We start from the raw sequence: 13,706 nt of genomic DNA, 5'->3' as shown, positions 1-13,706 counted from the left end.
GGTAAGGATATGCAGGACCTTGCGGACCGGAACATCATTGTCACCGGCGGGGCGAGCGGGATCGGAGCCGCGACTGTTCGAGCGGCAATAGAGGCCGGCGCTACGGTAGCAATTACCGACCTTTCGGAAGCGCAGGGCGCCGAACTCGCGTTGGAGCTCGAAGAACGGGCGACGTTTTTCCCACATGACGTCACCCAAGAAGGCGATTGGCGGGACATCGTCTCGAAAATCGAAAGCGTTGCGGGTCCGGTGACCGGTTTGGTCAACTGCGCCGGGATTGCCGCCGCGCCAGCTCCGCTGGACCAGGTCGACGAGCAATCGTTCCGCAGGATATTTGAAGTCAATCAGCTCGCCTGCTTTCTTGGAATGAAAGCGGTGACCCCATCAATGCGCAAGGCAGGCGGCGGTTCGATCGTTAACGTGTCATCGGTTGCCGGGCTAAAAGCAGCGCCTGGTGCGATTGGTTACGTGGGTAGCAAATTTGCCGTAACGGGGATGACGAAGGTCGCGGCTCTGGACCTGGCCGCTGACGGGATCCGGGTAAACTCGGTGCATCCAGGTTTGATCGATACGCCGATGGTCCGCCCAGACGGTGATGACGACGCCTTCGCGCCCATCCTCCAGTTTGCGCAGGCATTGCCGATTCCCCGGCCCGGAAAGCCGGAAGAAGTAGCTTCGGTGATAGCGTTCCTTTTGTCCGAAGGGGCCAGTTTCGTAACCGGCAGCGCCTACGCTGTTGACGGAGGCTGGACCACTGGATGATGTCAGTTGCAGGACGCCTTACAGGACGGGTTGCGATCGTAACCGGCGCTGCGAGCGGCATCGGTGAAGCCTCCGCCAGGCGGTTGGCCGCCGAAGGCGCAAGAGTTGTCTGCGTCGACGTTTCAGAACAGGTTCAGGCTCTTTCGCTCGAGCTCGGCGATTCTTCCGTCGCCGAAATCGCAGACGTTGCCGATGACACGCAAGTCGATCTGTTCGTCCGTTCAGCGCTCGATCGGTGGAGCCGGATCGATATTCTGGTCAACAACGCCGGCATCGACGGCCAACTCGCTCTCCTCGCCGATGGCCATCAAGAGAATTACCAGCGTGTCATGGACGTGAACTTGCGATCATGCTGGTCGACGATGAAAGCGGTCCTGCCATCCATGGTGGCAGAGGGTTCGGGGTCGATCATCAACATGTCTTCGGTCGGCGCGCTCATCGGCTTCGAGAACCTGTCGGTCTATTCCGCCGCCAAGGCGGGTATGCTCGGCCTGACGCGCGGCGCGGCACTGGAATACGGCGCGCACGGAATCAGAATCAATGCGATTTGTCCGGGTGGAGTACTCACCCCCTTGGCTGAATCTTTCATGGACGAAGGCACTTACAAAGCCTGGGCGGACAAGCACGCCTTGAAACGCTTTGCCCGACCCGAAGAAATTGCTGCCGTCGTATCGTTTCTCGCAAGCGACGAGGCTTCGTTCATCACAGGCTCGTCGCTTGTCGTTGACGGCGGGATGACCGCAATCTGAAGTGCCAAGAATCAAGGACATGATACAATGCCAAGGGTAACCGCAAGCAGGGTGATCAAGGCTCCGGTAGCGAAAGTGTGGGGTGCTATTCGAGACTTCGAATCCCATTCTCGCTGGATCGAACACAATCCTGAAATCGCCGTCACCGGTGGCACCGGGCTGACGATCGGGACCAAGCGCCGGGTGACTTATGGCGATGGTTCGTTCTTCGATGAAATTCTTACGACACAGGATGATCGAAGGTTCTATCAGGAATACGATGTTGTCGGCGAGCTGCCATTGCCGGTTTACAATGTCAGGGGAGCGATGAAACTCCATCCGGTGACGGCCGACGATACCACTCTCGTCGTCCGAACGCTGACCTATGACACCCCGCTTCAGCCTGGCGAAGCGAAGGATTTTGAAAAAAGCCGCTACGACCTGTTGGCGACAAGCCTCGACCTGCTTGCAGACCTTTTTGAATAACGATGGACATTCCTCTTTCTCCTTTCGATATCACGCCAGAACTCATGACCGGGATCGTACGCCGGCGCTACCCCGAGGCACTGGTCACCGCTGTCGAAATCGTCCGGGCACACGAGTACGGCGAGGGCGATGTTTCCACCTCGTCCCGGGCCACCGCCCGATTGGCCTATTCCGACCCCGCGTGCGAGCTCCCGAAGGACATAGTCCTAAAGCTGTCGTTCGATCCGCGCGTCGAGGGAACGGATGCGTGGTTTTGCAATCTCACCGGGTTGTTCGACAACGAGGTCGATTTCTACAATCGCATTCGTCCCGAACTCTCGCTGGAAGCGCCGCTCGCGCTGGGAGGGTACTTCGACGAGGCCACCGGACGATACATCCTGGCGATGGAAGACGTCACCAGAAGGGGTGCGCGATTCCCGAGCAATCAGGACGATATTGCGCTCGACCACGTCAAACGGATCCTCTCCACTGTCGCACGGCTGCATGCGCAATTCTGGGAAAGCGAGCGATTCCAGGATGATCTTGCCTGGGTCGAGACGCACCTGTCCGGGCGCGTCGAAACTCATATGCGCAGCGTGATTCCGGAAAAGGGCATCGCAAGCGAACTGCAGCAGCACAAGTTCAAGCGGGAAATTCTCGAGCGCTTGGGCACCAGCGAACGTGAACTTTTCGCGGGCATGTGCGCAAACAAGCTGCATCAATCGAAGCTGCCCCAAACCTTGCTGCACGGTGACTTGCACATCGGGAACACCTATCTGATGCCCGATGGCACGGTAGGACTGCATGACTGGCAGCTGTGCGTGAAGGGATTTGCCCTGCACGATGTCACATACATCATCAACACGTCCCTCTCAGTCTCCCAGCGCCGTGTGCACGAGCGAGACTTGCTGGAGCATTATCGAGATTGTCTTGTCGCCAATGGCCTTGTCAGTCCGCCCGATATGGACATGCTGTGGCGCGAGCATCGCCGTGCAGCGCTGTGGACCCTCTATATTGGCTGGCTCACCTGCCCACCGCTCAGCTATGGCTGGGATACGCTGGCAGTAGCTTTGCTGCGTGTCTCGACGGCAGTCGAGGATCATGAAACGCTTGCCCTGGTCAGGGAAGGCCTGTGAGTGCCAAGCCTGCAGCATTGCTGATAGGTGCGAATGGCGGGATGGGAAGGGCAGTTGCGCGGGCGCTGCTTGATACCGGCTATGCGCTCACAGCTACAGTGTCGCGCCGGGCTGCTATCGATCCCTTTCTTGCGGATTGCCCTTCCTGCGAGGCTGTCGAGGCTCTCGATCTTTCCGATGCCGTCGCGGTGAAGGAAAGGATTGCGGCTCTTTCCAGTCGGCTGTCACGGGTTGATGCGGTTGTTGTCTGCTCTGCGGTTGCGCCATGCGCTCCCGCTGAAATGGTCGCCATCGAAGAATTTCGACGCACAATCGAGATCAACTGTAGCGCAGCGCTCGCCATCTACCAGGCGACCATACCGCATCTTCGCAAAACGAGGGGCAGGCTGGTCCTGACTGGTTCTTATTCCGGCAAGGTGGCGACCCCGGTTATGGCCGCCTATGTCGCGTCGAAATTCGCTCTTGAGGGCCTTACCGATGTCCTGCGTCAGGAAGCTCAGGGCTGGGGGGTCGAGATCGTGCTGATCCAGCCGGGTGCGCTCGACACGCCAATGATGCGGCGAACCCAGGAGGACCTCGGCCACACGATTGCCAACCTGTCAGCCAATCAGGCGGAACGATATGGCGATCTCTACCGTCAGATGAAGTATCGCGCCGATGAAGCGCTCGCCAACGGTACATACTCGTCGCCGGAGGCGGCCGCGGCAGGGGTAATCGAGGCCTTGCGCGAAAATCCGCCTTCGACGCGCTATCCCATTGGCGATGATGCAAGATACATGCTGAACCTGGCAAAGAACTCTTCCGATCGCGAAATCGACGACGTCATTCTCGACATCTATCGGTCTGCGCCGCTTTAGAAGATGCCCCGATCTTGTCCCGCCCTTCGGTGACTGAAGTGATTGGCATGGTCTGTTAGCTCTTGCTCCAAAGCACGACCGAACCCGCCATTATCCTAAGTGGCGATTTGAAATTCGGCGGCCGAGCAAGAGGAGCGGAATATGACATCTTCAGCGAAGGATTTTGGGACCTGGGCGTCCCCTGAGGTGCAGCGCTGCCCTATTCCGCACCTCAACCGCCTGCTCGAGGAGGCTCCGGTCTATCGCGACGAGGGCACCGGCATGGTCTGGGTAAGTCGCTATGAGGACATCAATTTCGTCAACAGCAATCCGGATATTTTTTCCAGCCGCACGCCAATCATGATCAACCGGAAAACCTCGGTTTCCGAAGAAGTCGCCCGGCGATACAAGGAGCGGGGATGGCCGGAAGAGCATGTTCTGGCATTCGCCGACCCGCCCGAGCACACGCTACATCGCGCGCTTGTCGATAAGGTCTTCACGCCAAGCTACACCAAGCAGCTCGAACCCTATGCGCTGGCGATCATCGATGACCTGATCGACGGCTTCATCGAGGATGGCGAAACTGACCTCAGCGCCGGTTTCGCAGTCCATCTCCCGATGTATATTATCTCGGATCAGCTGGGGGTCGATCGCAAGGACTACGAGCAATTTAAACTCTGGTCGAACGCCTGGGTGGATCGCAACGATCCGAACTGCCCGCCGGATCGCGAGCTCATGCTGACTGATCGCATGATCGACATGCAGAATTACCTCGCCGAGCGGGCGCGTTACTATGAGGCCAATCCCAGCGACAATCTGATTTCACGGCTGGTCCATGCCGATGTCGATGGCGAACGCCTCACCATGGGGCAGCTATTGATGGTAGCGCAACTTATCCTTGTGGCCGGAAACGAAACGACCACGACCGGCATCACAAGCGCAATGTGGATGATCCTTAAGGACCCCGCCCTGAAAGAGCGCGTGATGACCGAGGAAAAGGCTGTTCCAGCCGTCATCGAAGAGATGCTGCGTGCGCATGCCCCTGTGCCTCAGCAGTACCGCTACACCACTCAAGACACGGAAATTGGCGGTTTCCCGGTCCCGAAGGATACGATCATCGCGGTGAGCTATCTCGCGGGGAACTACGACAAGGCCAAATGGGAGTGCCCCGAAACCATCGACATTGATCGTAAAGGTGTCCGCAATCACCTCGCCTTCGGCCGCGGTATCCATTTTTGCGTCGGCAACCAGCTTGCGCGCATGGAAATGAGGGTTGCGATCCGGCGCCTGCTGGAGCGCCTGAAGGATCTGCGACTGTCCGAAAAGCACCCTGCGCCGCAGTGGATGGCGAATTTCCAGGTCCATGCTCTCGAAAGCCTGCACGTGCAGTTCACGCTCGGTGCGAAGCAGGCGGGTTGAATGGCTGACGAGGAGCCAGCCGCCGAAGGTGCTGCGCCGCATAGCTGCGGCGTCGGCATTATCGGATTGAGCGCAAACGGAGGGTGGGCGAGCCTGGCTCATCTTCCCGCACTGCGCTCGATGCCCGCCAAATTCGACGTTGTTGCTCTCTCGGCGAGTTCGGGCAAATCCGCTGAAGCTGCCGCAAAGGCGCACGCAGTCTCGATGGCGACTAGCGATGCGCTGGTCCTGGCCTCAAGCGGAGATGTCGAGCTGGTGGTCGTGGCCGTGAAAGTGCCGGAGCACCGTGGTCTAGTTCAGAAGGCGCTTAATTGCCGAAAGGATGTCTATTGCGAATGGCCGCTAGGCCGCAACACGGCTGAGGCGGAGGAGATGCTGGACGCTGCGCGCAAGTCAGGCGTGCGGCACTTCGTCGGCTTGCAGGCCCGCAGCTCTCCGGCCTTGCGCTATATCCGCGATCTCGTGGAGGAAGGATATGTCGGCAGGGTCATTTCGACCCGAGTGACGGGCTCCGGCGGGTTTCCCTGGAGCGGCCAAGCGCTCGCTTCGCTTGCCTACACGCTCGATGACAGTCTCGGGGCTACTCTCTTCACGATCCCCTTCGGCCATATGATCGACGGTTTAACGTGGGTTCTTGGCGAATTCGCGGAACTCGACGCGACAATGGCGGTGCAGTTTCCTCAGGTAAAACTCACCGACACCGGGGAGACAATCGCAGCCAATGGACCGGATGAGGTGGTCGTATCGGGCACCCTTCAATCGGGCGCGGTCGCTTCGCTGCACTATACCGGCCGAGAGTCTCCTGCAGGCAATCTGCGTTGGGAAATTTCCGGTGATTCCGGAGCGCTCCTGATCGAGTCCGGCAGCGGTCATCTGCAATACGGTCATCTTGATATAAGCGGCGGGCAGGGCGAGGAAGAGCTGCGGCCGCTCCAAATTCCCCCGATCTATCGCCAGTGCACGACTGCGGAGGACAGTCACGCCGATAGCGTGGCGCATGCCTATCACGCAGTTTCCAAAGACCTGAGGACCGGTGCCGCCAGCGTGCCGGATTTTGCCGACGCCGTGAAGCTGCACCGATTGCTTGATCGGATCAGACACGCGGCCGGCTGGAACATGGAGAGTGGTATATGAGCATGACGATAGAAGAGATGGAAGCGAAGCTGACCTATCTCATGGATCGCCAGGAAATCTATGACGTCGTGGTGCGCTATTGCCGCGGGTGCGATCGACTTGATCGGGACATGGTTATGTCGGCTTATCACCCCGATGCGATGGACGATCACGGCAGTTTTGTCGGGCCACCCGACGCGTTCTGGGACTGGGTCAAGAACCTGCACGGCCAATATCAGAGCGCGACCCAGCACATGATCGGTAATCATCATGTGGAAATTGACGGTGAAACCGCCCATTGCGAAACCTATCTCTCCTACTCGGCAATGAACACGACAGGCGCCCCGTTCAGTTCAATCGGCGGTCGCTACATCGACCGGATGGAGAAGCGCGAAGGCAAATGGGCCATCGCGCATCGCAAGTATATCGTCGACTGGGTCGCACCATCGATCAATACGATCGAAGGAAGCAAGACGCCGGAGGGAGCCCCAAACTTCGACTGCATCGCGCCTCATGAATTTGCTGTGGCCGAAACGGGGCAGCAGGCGAGCCGCGATACAAGCGATCCTTCCTATGAACGCCCGCTAGTGGTCGATCCCGCCCGCGTCGAGCGCTACGACCGTCTGACGAGGGAAGCGCAGGACGCTGCCTCGTGAGCGAGTCCGCAACCCTGCCAGGCGTTCTTGACGGGGTCAGAGTGCTTGAGATCGGCCACTTCGTGGCCGCGCCGTTCTGTACCCGCTTGCTAGCCGATCTCGGGGCTGAGGTCGTAAAGATCGAACCTCTGCGTGGCGACCCGGTCCGGCAGTGGGGTGCCCAGGTCGATGGCAAATCCCTCTGGTGGTCGGTCCACGGTCGCAACAAGCAAAGCATCGCTCTCGATCTAAAGTCCGAGGAAGGTCGAAGGATCGCTATCGATCTTGCGCAGAAATGCGATGTCGTGGTCGAGAATTTCCGCCCCGGTCAGCTCACGAAAATGGGTCTGGGTCCGGATGTTCTGCGTGAAGGCAATCGCGATCTTATCGTCGCCCATATCTCTGGGTATGGGCAAACGGGTCCCGGTAAGGATCGTGCCGCGTTCGGCGTCATTGGCGAGGCCGTTGGGGGGCTGCGCTATCTGACCGACCACCCGCCCGGTACATCCGATCTTCCGCCAGTCCGGGTAGGCATCAGCGTCGGCGACTCGCTCGCCGGTCTTTATGCAGCGCTGGGCATCGTCTCAGCGCTGTGGCGGCGCGAGCGCAGGGGGAGTGATCAACGGTATCAGACCGTCGATGTCGCGCTGACGGAGAGCGTTTTGAGCCTGATGGAGGGGATGCTCCCTGAATTTGGCGCGCTTGGGCGGATAAAGCAGCCGACCGGAGGGGCCATCGCCACGGCGGCACCCTCCAACGCATATCCGTCTAAGCAGGGCGAGTTCGTCCTGATCGCGGCGAACTCGGAGCCGTTGTTCGCGGCCCTTGCAGAACTGATGGACCGCAGGGATTTGATTGGGCACGAACGCTTCGCGGGCAATGCCGAACGGGTCGCGAACGCATGGGAACTCGATCGGATCATTACACGGTGGTCGCAGTCGCTCGATACGCAGCAGCTGCTCGATGCGCTGGAATCGGCGGGCATACCTTCGTCAAAAGTGTACACTGCGGAAGATATCGCGACTGACGAACAATACCGTGCGCGCGGAATGGTACGGGAGGTCGCTGATCCCCGGTTCGGCGATGTCCTGCACCCGGGAATCGTGCCGCATTTTCCCGGCGCACCTGGGAGCGTGCGCAATACCGGCCCCGAGACCGGTGCCGACGGCGTGCGGATCGTGCGCGAACTGCTTGGCTACGATGCCGGGAAGATCGCGCAATTACAGCAGAGCGGAGTGCTCAAGTGACAATGCGTAAAATCCAGATTGTCGAGGTCGGACCTCGTGACGGTTTCCAACCGATCAAGGACTTCATTCCGACCGAGCAAAAGTTCGAATTCATCGATCGCCTCTATGCAGCAGGCCTCAGGCGGATGGAGGCGGGGGCTTTTGTCAGTACCAGCGCGGTTCCGCAGATGGCCGACGCGCCCGAAATTCTCGCGCACTGCGCCAGATACGCCGATCTTGATGTCCAGATGCTGGTTCCTACCGGACGTCAAGCCGAGCGGGCGCTCCAGGCCGGTGCCGGGCATATTGCCTTCGTGATGTCCGCATCGCCGGCGCACAACCAGAGCAATGTGCGTCGTACTCCAGAAGAATCGGTCGAGGAGTTTGCGCTGCTGGTCAGCGAATTGCCGTCCGAAGTGAAGGTCAGGATCAATTTGGCCACATCCTTCGACTGTCCCTTTGACGGGCCGGTAGCACAGGACGCGGTTCTGCAAATCCTCGCGCGATTGTCGGAGATTACACCTGCAGCCGAAATCGCCCTTTGCGACACGACCGGGCGGGTCACCCCAGACAGGGTCTCTGCATTGTTTGCCCGCGCGGTCTCCGAAATCCCGCAAGTCGGCGGATGGGCTTTCCATGGTCACGATACATATGGACTGGGGGTGGCGAATGCACTCGCGGCTATGGGGGAAGGTGTGACGGTGATCGATTCAGCGTTCGCCGGCCTCGGCGGCTGTCCATTCGCTCCGGGAGCAACCGGAAATGTTGCAACCGAGGATCTCGTCTGGACGCTAGATGCGATGGGGGTCGAAACCGGGATTGATCTTGATCGCCTGTTGACTGCATCATTGCAGGCCGAGCGCATACCGGGCGCGGCAACCGGTGGGCGAGTGCGCAATGCCCTGCGCGCAAAATTGACGGAGGCGGTGTGATGCCGCCCCGGACGATGTACGAAAAAATCTGGGATGCTCATGCCATTCTGGAGATGGACGACGGGACGTGGCTTCTTCACATCGACCGGCACCTCGTGAACGAAGTTACTAGCCCCCAGGCATTCGAGGGCTTGCGCATGCAAGACCGGACCGTCGCACATCCTGAGCTGACGATCGCAGTGGCTGACCACAATGTGCCCACCGATAACCGTGACGGACCGATTGAAGACCCGGCCAGCCGGCTCCAGGTCGAAACGCTGGAGCGCAATGTCGAGCAGTTTAAAGTCCCCTACATTCCCTTACGCAGCGCGCGGCAGGGCATCGTGCATGTCGTCGGACCGGAGCTTGGCCTGACCCAACCCGGCATGACTATCGTTTGTGGAGACAGCCATACATCGACCCATGGAGCATTTGGCGCTTTGGCATTCGGGATCGGAACCAGTGAAGTTGAGCACGTACTTGCTACGCAAACCCTGCGTCAGAGGCCGTCAAAAACGATGCTTGTTCGGATCGACAACGCCCTATGCGCGGGTGCCTCGGCAAAGGATCTTGCTCTTCATGTGATCGGTACACTCGGGACCGCAGGCGGCACCGGATACGTCATCGAATATGCCGGAGCTGCTGTCGAAGCGCTCGATATGGCCGGGCGAATGACGTTATGTAATCTCACCATCGAAGCAGGTGCTCGCGCAGGCATGATTGCGCCGGACCGAAAGACTTTTGATTGGTTGCATGGCCGCCCGAATGTTGCGCAAGGTGAAGAATTCGACGCAGCAGTCGAAAGATGGGGTGCGCTGCGATCTGACGCTTCGGCGAAATTCGACAAGACCGTCATCATCGACGCCCGCGATGTGGCGCCCATGGTCACATGGGGAACAAGCCCTGATGCGGTCGTACCTATCAATGGTGTGGTTCCCGATCCTGAAGACTTTCCAGAACAGCAGAAGCCGCAACTACACGCGATGCTCGATTACATGGGTCTCGCGCCGGGACAGGCAATCGAGGGCCTCCCGATAGACGTTGTTTTCATTGGCAGCTGTACGAATGGGCGGCTGGAGGACTTGGCCGCAGCAGCGGAAATCGTGCGTGGAAAAAAGGTCGCCAGCGGCGTGCGCGCCCTGATCGTACCGGGTTCCGGCCAGGTCCGCCTGCAGGCAGAAGATCTGGGACTCGATCTCGTTTTCCTGGAGGCGGGGTTTGAGTGGCGGGAAGCTGGCTGCTCGATGTGCCTTGGCATGAATCCGGATCGACTGGCGCCTGGCGAACGGTGTGCCTCCACCTCGAACCGCAATTTCGAAGGCCGCCAGGGCACCGGCGGACGTACCCATCTTGTCTCGCCCGCGGTCGCGGCCGCAAGTGCGCTGTCGGGCAAGATCGCTGATCCCAGAAAGCTTGAGCGATGACTCGTTTCGAACGCCTTGAAGCGACTGCGGCTCCCATACCGATCGACAATATCGACACCGACAAGATACTTCCCGGAGAGTTTCTGAAGACCGTCGAGCGCAAGGGTCTCGGCCGTGCCCTGTTTGCGAGAATGCGATATCGTGCCGACGGTTCACTCAATCCCGACTTCGTTCTCAACCGTGTGCCATGGGCCAATGCGGGCATTCTCGTGGCAGGGGCAAACTTCGGGTGCGGCTCGAGCAGGGAGCATGCGCCATGGGCCCTGCTGGATTTCGGAATTCGTTGCATCATAGCCGAAAGCTTTGCCGAAATCTTTTACAACAACTGCTTCAAGAATGGCATTTTGCCGATCGTTCTTGCCGTTCCTGAAATATCTGCGCTTCGAGAAACAGTGGCAGATGCTGGGCGGGCGCGGGTACGGGTCGATCTGATTGGTCAGACGGTGACCTACGGCGGCGGTATCGAGCTGCCCTTCGATATCGCCGAAGGACGGAAGCGCGCTTTGATCGAAGGGCGTGACGAGATCGCCGAAACGTTGAGGGTTCGGTCCACCTTGTTGGCCTGGCAGCAGGCCAACTGCCGCGAATTGCCGCCAATATTACTAGGTGAGAACGGCGGTGCAAAATTAGGCCACGGTAGCGGCGGCGCAGTGCTGCTGCGGGCGGCGTAAAAGTCGTCCACTTTTCCCTTTTCGCGAAGCTGGCGAGGAGGGATGAGGGATTTACACCGTGGAACTTTACCTGAGGGTTCGTCTGGCGTGTTCTGAAGGGATGAGCCAGCGCGAGGCAGCGAAGCATTTCAACATATCGCGCGACACGGTTCGCAAGATGCTGTCGTATTCGGTGCCGCCCGGTTACCGTCGCAGCGCCCCGGTGCGGCGACCGAAGCTGGAAGCGTTCATACCGATCATCGATGGCTGGCTGGAAGGGGACCGGTCGGTTCCGCGCAAGCAGCGCCATACGGCGAAGCGTGTGTTCGACCGCCTTCGCGCAGAGCATGGCTTCACCGGCGGTTACACGATCATCAAGGATTACATCCGGGAGCGGGTTCAGCGCAGCCGGGAGATGTTCGTGCCGTTGGCGCACGCCCCCGGCCACGCACAGGCTGATTTCGGCGAGGCTCTGGTTGAGATCGGCGGTGTGGAGCAGAAGGCGCACTTCTTCGTGCTCGATCTGCCGCACAGCGATGCCTGCTACGTGCGGGCCTATCCGGCGGCCGTTGCCGAGGCGTGGATGGACGGCCACGTTCATGCCTTCGCGTTCTTCGGCGCGGTACCGCTCTCGATCGTCTACGACAACGATCGCTGCCTGGTCTCTAAGATCCTTCCTGACAGCACGCGGCGGCGCGCGAGGCTGTTCAGCGCCTTTCTGTCGCACTACCTGATCCGCGATCGTTACGGCCGCCCTGGCAAGGGGAACGACAAGGGCAGCGTGGAAGGTCTGGTCGGCTATGCCCGCCGCAACTTCATGGTCCCGATCCCCCGGTTCGCGACATGGGAGGCGTTCAACCTGTGGCTCGAGGAGCAATGCCGCAAACGGCAGAACGATCGGCTGCGCGGCGAGAACGAGACGATCGGCGAGAGACTGCAACGCGATCTGGCGGCGATGCAGGACCTTCCGGCATCGCCGTTCGAGGCCTGTGACCAGACCAGCGGCCAGGTCTCGTCGCAGGCGCTGGTGCGCTACCGGACCAATGATTACTCGGTACCGGTACGCTTCGGCCACCAGGAAGTATGGATCAGGGGCTATGTCGGCGAGGTGGTGATCGGCTGCCGGGGCGAGGTCATTGCCCGTCATCCCCGCAGCTATAGCCGCGAAGACGTGACCTTCGATCCGGTCCATTACCTTCCCCTGATCGAACAGAAGATCAATGCCCTCGATCAGGCCGCGCCCTTGCAAGGCTGGAACCTGCCCGAGGCGTTTGTGACGCTGCGCCGGCTGATGGAAGCGCGCCTGAACCGTCATGGGGGCAAGCATGGCCGGCGCGAGTATGTGCAGGTGCTGCGCCTGCTGGAAAGCTTCACGCTTGCCGATCTGCATGCCGCGGTGAAGCAGGCCCTTGATATGGGCGCGATCGGCTTCGATGCGGTGAAGCACCTTGTATTGTGCCGGGTTGAACGCCGGGTGCCCAGACTGGATATGGCGATCTATCCCTACCTGCCCAGGACGAGGGTGGAGACGACATCGGCGCGCTCGTACATGCGGCTGTTGTCGGGCGAGACGAAGGACGCGGCATGAGCAGCCCGGCTCCCGAACTGCTGCTCACCAATCACCTCAAGACGCTCAAGCTGCCGACGTTCCTGCGTGAGCATGACAAGCTGGCCCGGCAATGCGCGGCAGAGGGCGTGGATCATGTCCGCTATCTTGCCCGGCTTGTCGAACTGGAACTGATCGACCGGGAACGGCGGATGGTCGAGCGCCGGATCAAGGCCGCGCGGTTCCCGGCGGCCAAGAGCCTCGACAGCTTCGATTTTACCGCCATCCCGAAGCTCAACAAGATGCAGGTGCTCGAACTGGCGCGCTGCGAATGGATCATCCGGCGCGAGAACGTCATCGCCCTTGGCCCGTCAGGAACCGGCAAGACCCATGTCGCGATCGGCCTGGGCCTCGCGGCCTGCCAGAAGGGTCTGACAGTCGGTTTTACCACCGCGTCCGCGCTGGTCAGCGAAATGATGGAAGCACGCGACGAACGCCGCCTGCTGCGCCTGCAAAAGCAGATGGCCGGATACAAGCTCCTCATCATCGACGAGCTGGGGTTCGTTCCCCTGTCAAAGACCGGCGCGGAACTGCTGTTCGAACTGATCTCGCAGCGTTACGAGCGTGGCTCGACGCTGATCACCAGCAACCTGCCGTTCGACGAATGGACCGAAACGTTCGGTTCCGAGCGCCTGACCGGCGCGCTTCTCGACCGGCTTACCCACCACGTCAGCATCCTGGAAATGAATGGCGAGAGCTATCGTCTGGCCCAGAGCCAGGCACGAAAAGCACGCCCCAACCCCTGACAGAAATGACAATCCGGGTGTTGGCGACCCCCGCTCGGGCTACGCCCTC

Annotated in this window: 14 protein-coding genes; all 14 read left to right on the top strand. The window is 60.1% G+C overall.

Features of this window, described 5'->3' with window-relative positions; all coding sequences use genetic code 11:
- Nucleotides 1-9: 9 nt before the first annotated feature.
- Complete coding sequence (locus A9D15_RS05185) at nt 10-762, top strand: SDR family NAD(P)-dependent oxidoreductase (protein ID WP_066762607.1); 753 nt, start codon at nt 10-12, stop codon at nt 760-762.
- Nucleotides 759-1,511: an SDR family NAD(P)-dependent oxidoreductase gene (locus A9D15_RS05180; RefSeq protein ID WP_082924273.1), complete on the top strand. Its 753-nt coding sequence runs from the start codon at nt 759-761 to the stop codon at nt 1,509-1,511. Before A9D15_RS05185 ends, A9D15_RS05180 begins: the two co-directional genes overlap by 4 nt.
- A 27-nt stretch (nt 1,512-1,538) precedes the next feature.
- Nucleotides 1,539-1,976 (top strand): SRPBCC family protein, encoded by a 438-nt coding sequence (locus tag A9D15_RS05175; RefSeq protein WP_082924272.1) that lies wholly within the window; start codon nt 1,539-1,541, stop codon nt 1,974-1,976.
- Nucleotides 1,977-1,978: 2 nt separating this feature from the next.
- Nucleotides 1,979-3,091, top strand: coding sequence for a phosphotransferase (locus A9D15_RS05170; protein WP_066762603.1), 1,113 nt, complete (start codon nt 1,979-1,981; stop codon nt 3,089-3,091).
- Nucleotides 3,088-3,948 carry an SDR family NAD(P)-dependent oxidoreductase gene (locus A9D15_RS05165; RefSeq protein ID WP_268237103.1) on the top strand — a complete coding sequence of 287 codons (861 nt, stop codon included), beginning with the start codon at nt 3,088-3,090 and terminating at the stop codon, nt 3,946-3,948. The genes A9D15_RS05170 and A9D15_RS05165 overlap by 4 nt, the downstream gene beginning before the upstream one ends.
- A 141-nt stretch (nt 3,949-4,089) precedes the next feature.
- Nucleotides 4,090-5,346, top strand: coding sequence for a cytochrome P450 (locus A9D15_RS05160; RefSeq protein WP_082379175.1), 1,257 nt, complete (start codon nt 4,090-4,092; stop codon nt 5,344-5,346).
- On the top strand, nt 5,347-6,480 hold the full coding sequence (locus tag A9D15_RS05155; RefSeq protein ID WP_066762593.1) for a Gfo/Idh/MocA family protein: 1,134 nt from the start codon (nt 5,347-5,349) through the stop codon (nt 6,478-6,480).
- 17 nt (nt 6,481-6,497) lie between these two features.
- Nucleotides 6,498-7,115 (top strand): nuclear transport factor 2 family protein, encoded by a 618-nt coding sequence (locus A9D15_RS05150; protein ID WP_172807467.1) that lies wholly within the window; start codon nt 6,498-6,500, stop codon nt 7,113-7,115.
- Complete coding sequence (locus A9D15_RS05145; protein ID WP_066762583.1) at nt 7,112-8,341, top strand: CaiB/BaiF CoA transferase family protein; 1,230 nt, start codon at nt 7,112-7,114, stop codon at nt 8,339-8,341. Before A9D15_RS05150 ends, A9D15_RS05145 begins: the two co-directional genes overlap by 4 nt.
- 2 nt (nt 8,342-8,343) lie before the next feature.
- Nucleotides 8,344-9,252: a hydroxymethylglutaryl-CoA lyase gene (locus tag A9D15_RS05140; protein WP_229660422.1), complete on the top strand. Its 909-nt coding sequence runs from the start codon at nt 8,344-8,346 to the stop codon at nt 9,250-9,252.
- Nucleotides 9,252-10,655, top strand: coding sequence for a 3-isopropylmalate dehydratase large subunit (gene leuC / locus A9D15_RS05135; protein ID WP_066762571.1), 1,404 nt, complete (start codon nt 9,252-9,254; stop codon nt 10,653-10,655). The genes A9D15_RS05140 and leuC overlap by 1 nt, the downstream gene beginning before the upstream one ends.
- Nucleotides 10,652-11,326, top strand: coding sequence for a 3-isopropylmalate dehydratase small subunit (leuD, locus tag A9D15_RS05130; RefSeq protein ID WP_229660423.1), 675 nt, complete (start codon nt 10,652-10,654; stop codon nt 11,324-11,326). Before leuC ends, leuD begins: the two co-directional genes overlap by 4 nt.
- A gap of 58 nt (nt 11,327-11,384) precedes the next feature.
- Complete coding sequence (gene istA, locus A9D15_RS05125; protein WP_082924210.1) at nt 11,385-12,893, top strand: IS21 family transposase; 1,509 nt, start codon at nt 11,385-11,387, stop codon at nt 12,891-12,893.
- The gene (istB, locus tag A9D15_RS05120; protein ID WP_066761576.1) at nt 12,890-13,657 is read left to right on the top strand and encodes an IS21-like element helper ATPase IstB; all 768 of its coding nucleotides are present in this window, start codon (nt 12,890-12,892) and stop codon (nt 13,655-13,657) included. The genes istA and istB overlap by 4 nt, the downstream gene beginning before the upstream one ends.
- Nucleotides 13,658-13,706 lie beyond the last annotated feature (49 nt).

The sequence above is a fragment of the Croceicoccus pelagius genome (assembly GCF_001661915.1).
In the GTDB taxonomy this organism is placed as follows: domain Bacteria; phylum Pseudomonadota; class Alphaproteobacteria; order Sphingomonadales; family Sphingomonadaceae; genus Croceicoccus; species Croceicoccus pelagius.
This window is presented reverse-complemented; position numbering and strand designations above follow the sequence as displayed.

Bases quoted from the DNA above. Each gene is read 5' to 3' on its own strand.
- leuD (WP_229660423.1), top strand. From the start codon at position 10,652: ATGACTCGTTTCGAACGCCTTGAAGCGACTGCGGCTCCCATACCGATC.
- A9D15_RS05140 (WP_229660422.1), top strand. From the start codon at position 8,344: ATGCGTAAAATCCAGATTGTCGAGGTCGGACCTCGTGACGGTTTCCAA.
- istB (WP_066761576.1), top strand. From the start codon at position 12,890: ATGAGCAGCCCGGCTCCCGAACTGCTGCTCACCAATCACCTCAAGACG.
- A9D15_RS05170 (WP_066762603.1), top strand. From the start codon at position 1,979: ATGGACATTCCTCTTTCTCCTTTCGATATCACGCCAGAACTCATGACC.
- A9D15_RS05155 (WP_066762593.1), top strand. From the start codon at position 5,347: ATGGCTGACGAGGAGCCAGCCGCCGAAGGTGCTGCGCCGCATAGCTGC.
- A9D15_RS05185 (WP_066762607.1), top strand. From the start codon at position 10: ATGCAGGACCTTGCGGACCGGAACATCATTGTCACCGGCGGGGCGAGC.
- leuC (WP_066762571.1), top strand. From the start codon at position 9,252: ATGCCGCCCCGGACGATGTACGAAAAAATCTGGGATGCTCATGCCATT.
- A9D15_RS05180 (WP_082924273.1), top strand. From the start codon at position 759: ATGATGTCAGTTGCAGGACGCCTTACAGGACGGGTTGCGATCGTAACC.
- A9D15_RS05150 (WP_172807467.1), top strand. From the start codon at position 6,498: ATGGAAGCGAAGCTGACCTATCTCATGGATCGCCAGGAAATCTATGAC.
- A9D15_RS05175 (WP_082924272.1), top strand. From the start codon at position 1,539: ATGCCAAGGGTAACCGCAAGCAGGGTGATCAAGGCTCCGGTAGCGAAA.
- A9D15_RS05160 (WP_082379175.1), top strand. From the start codon at position 4,090: ATGACATCTTCAGCGAAGGATTTTGGGACCTGGGCGTCCCCTGAGGTG.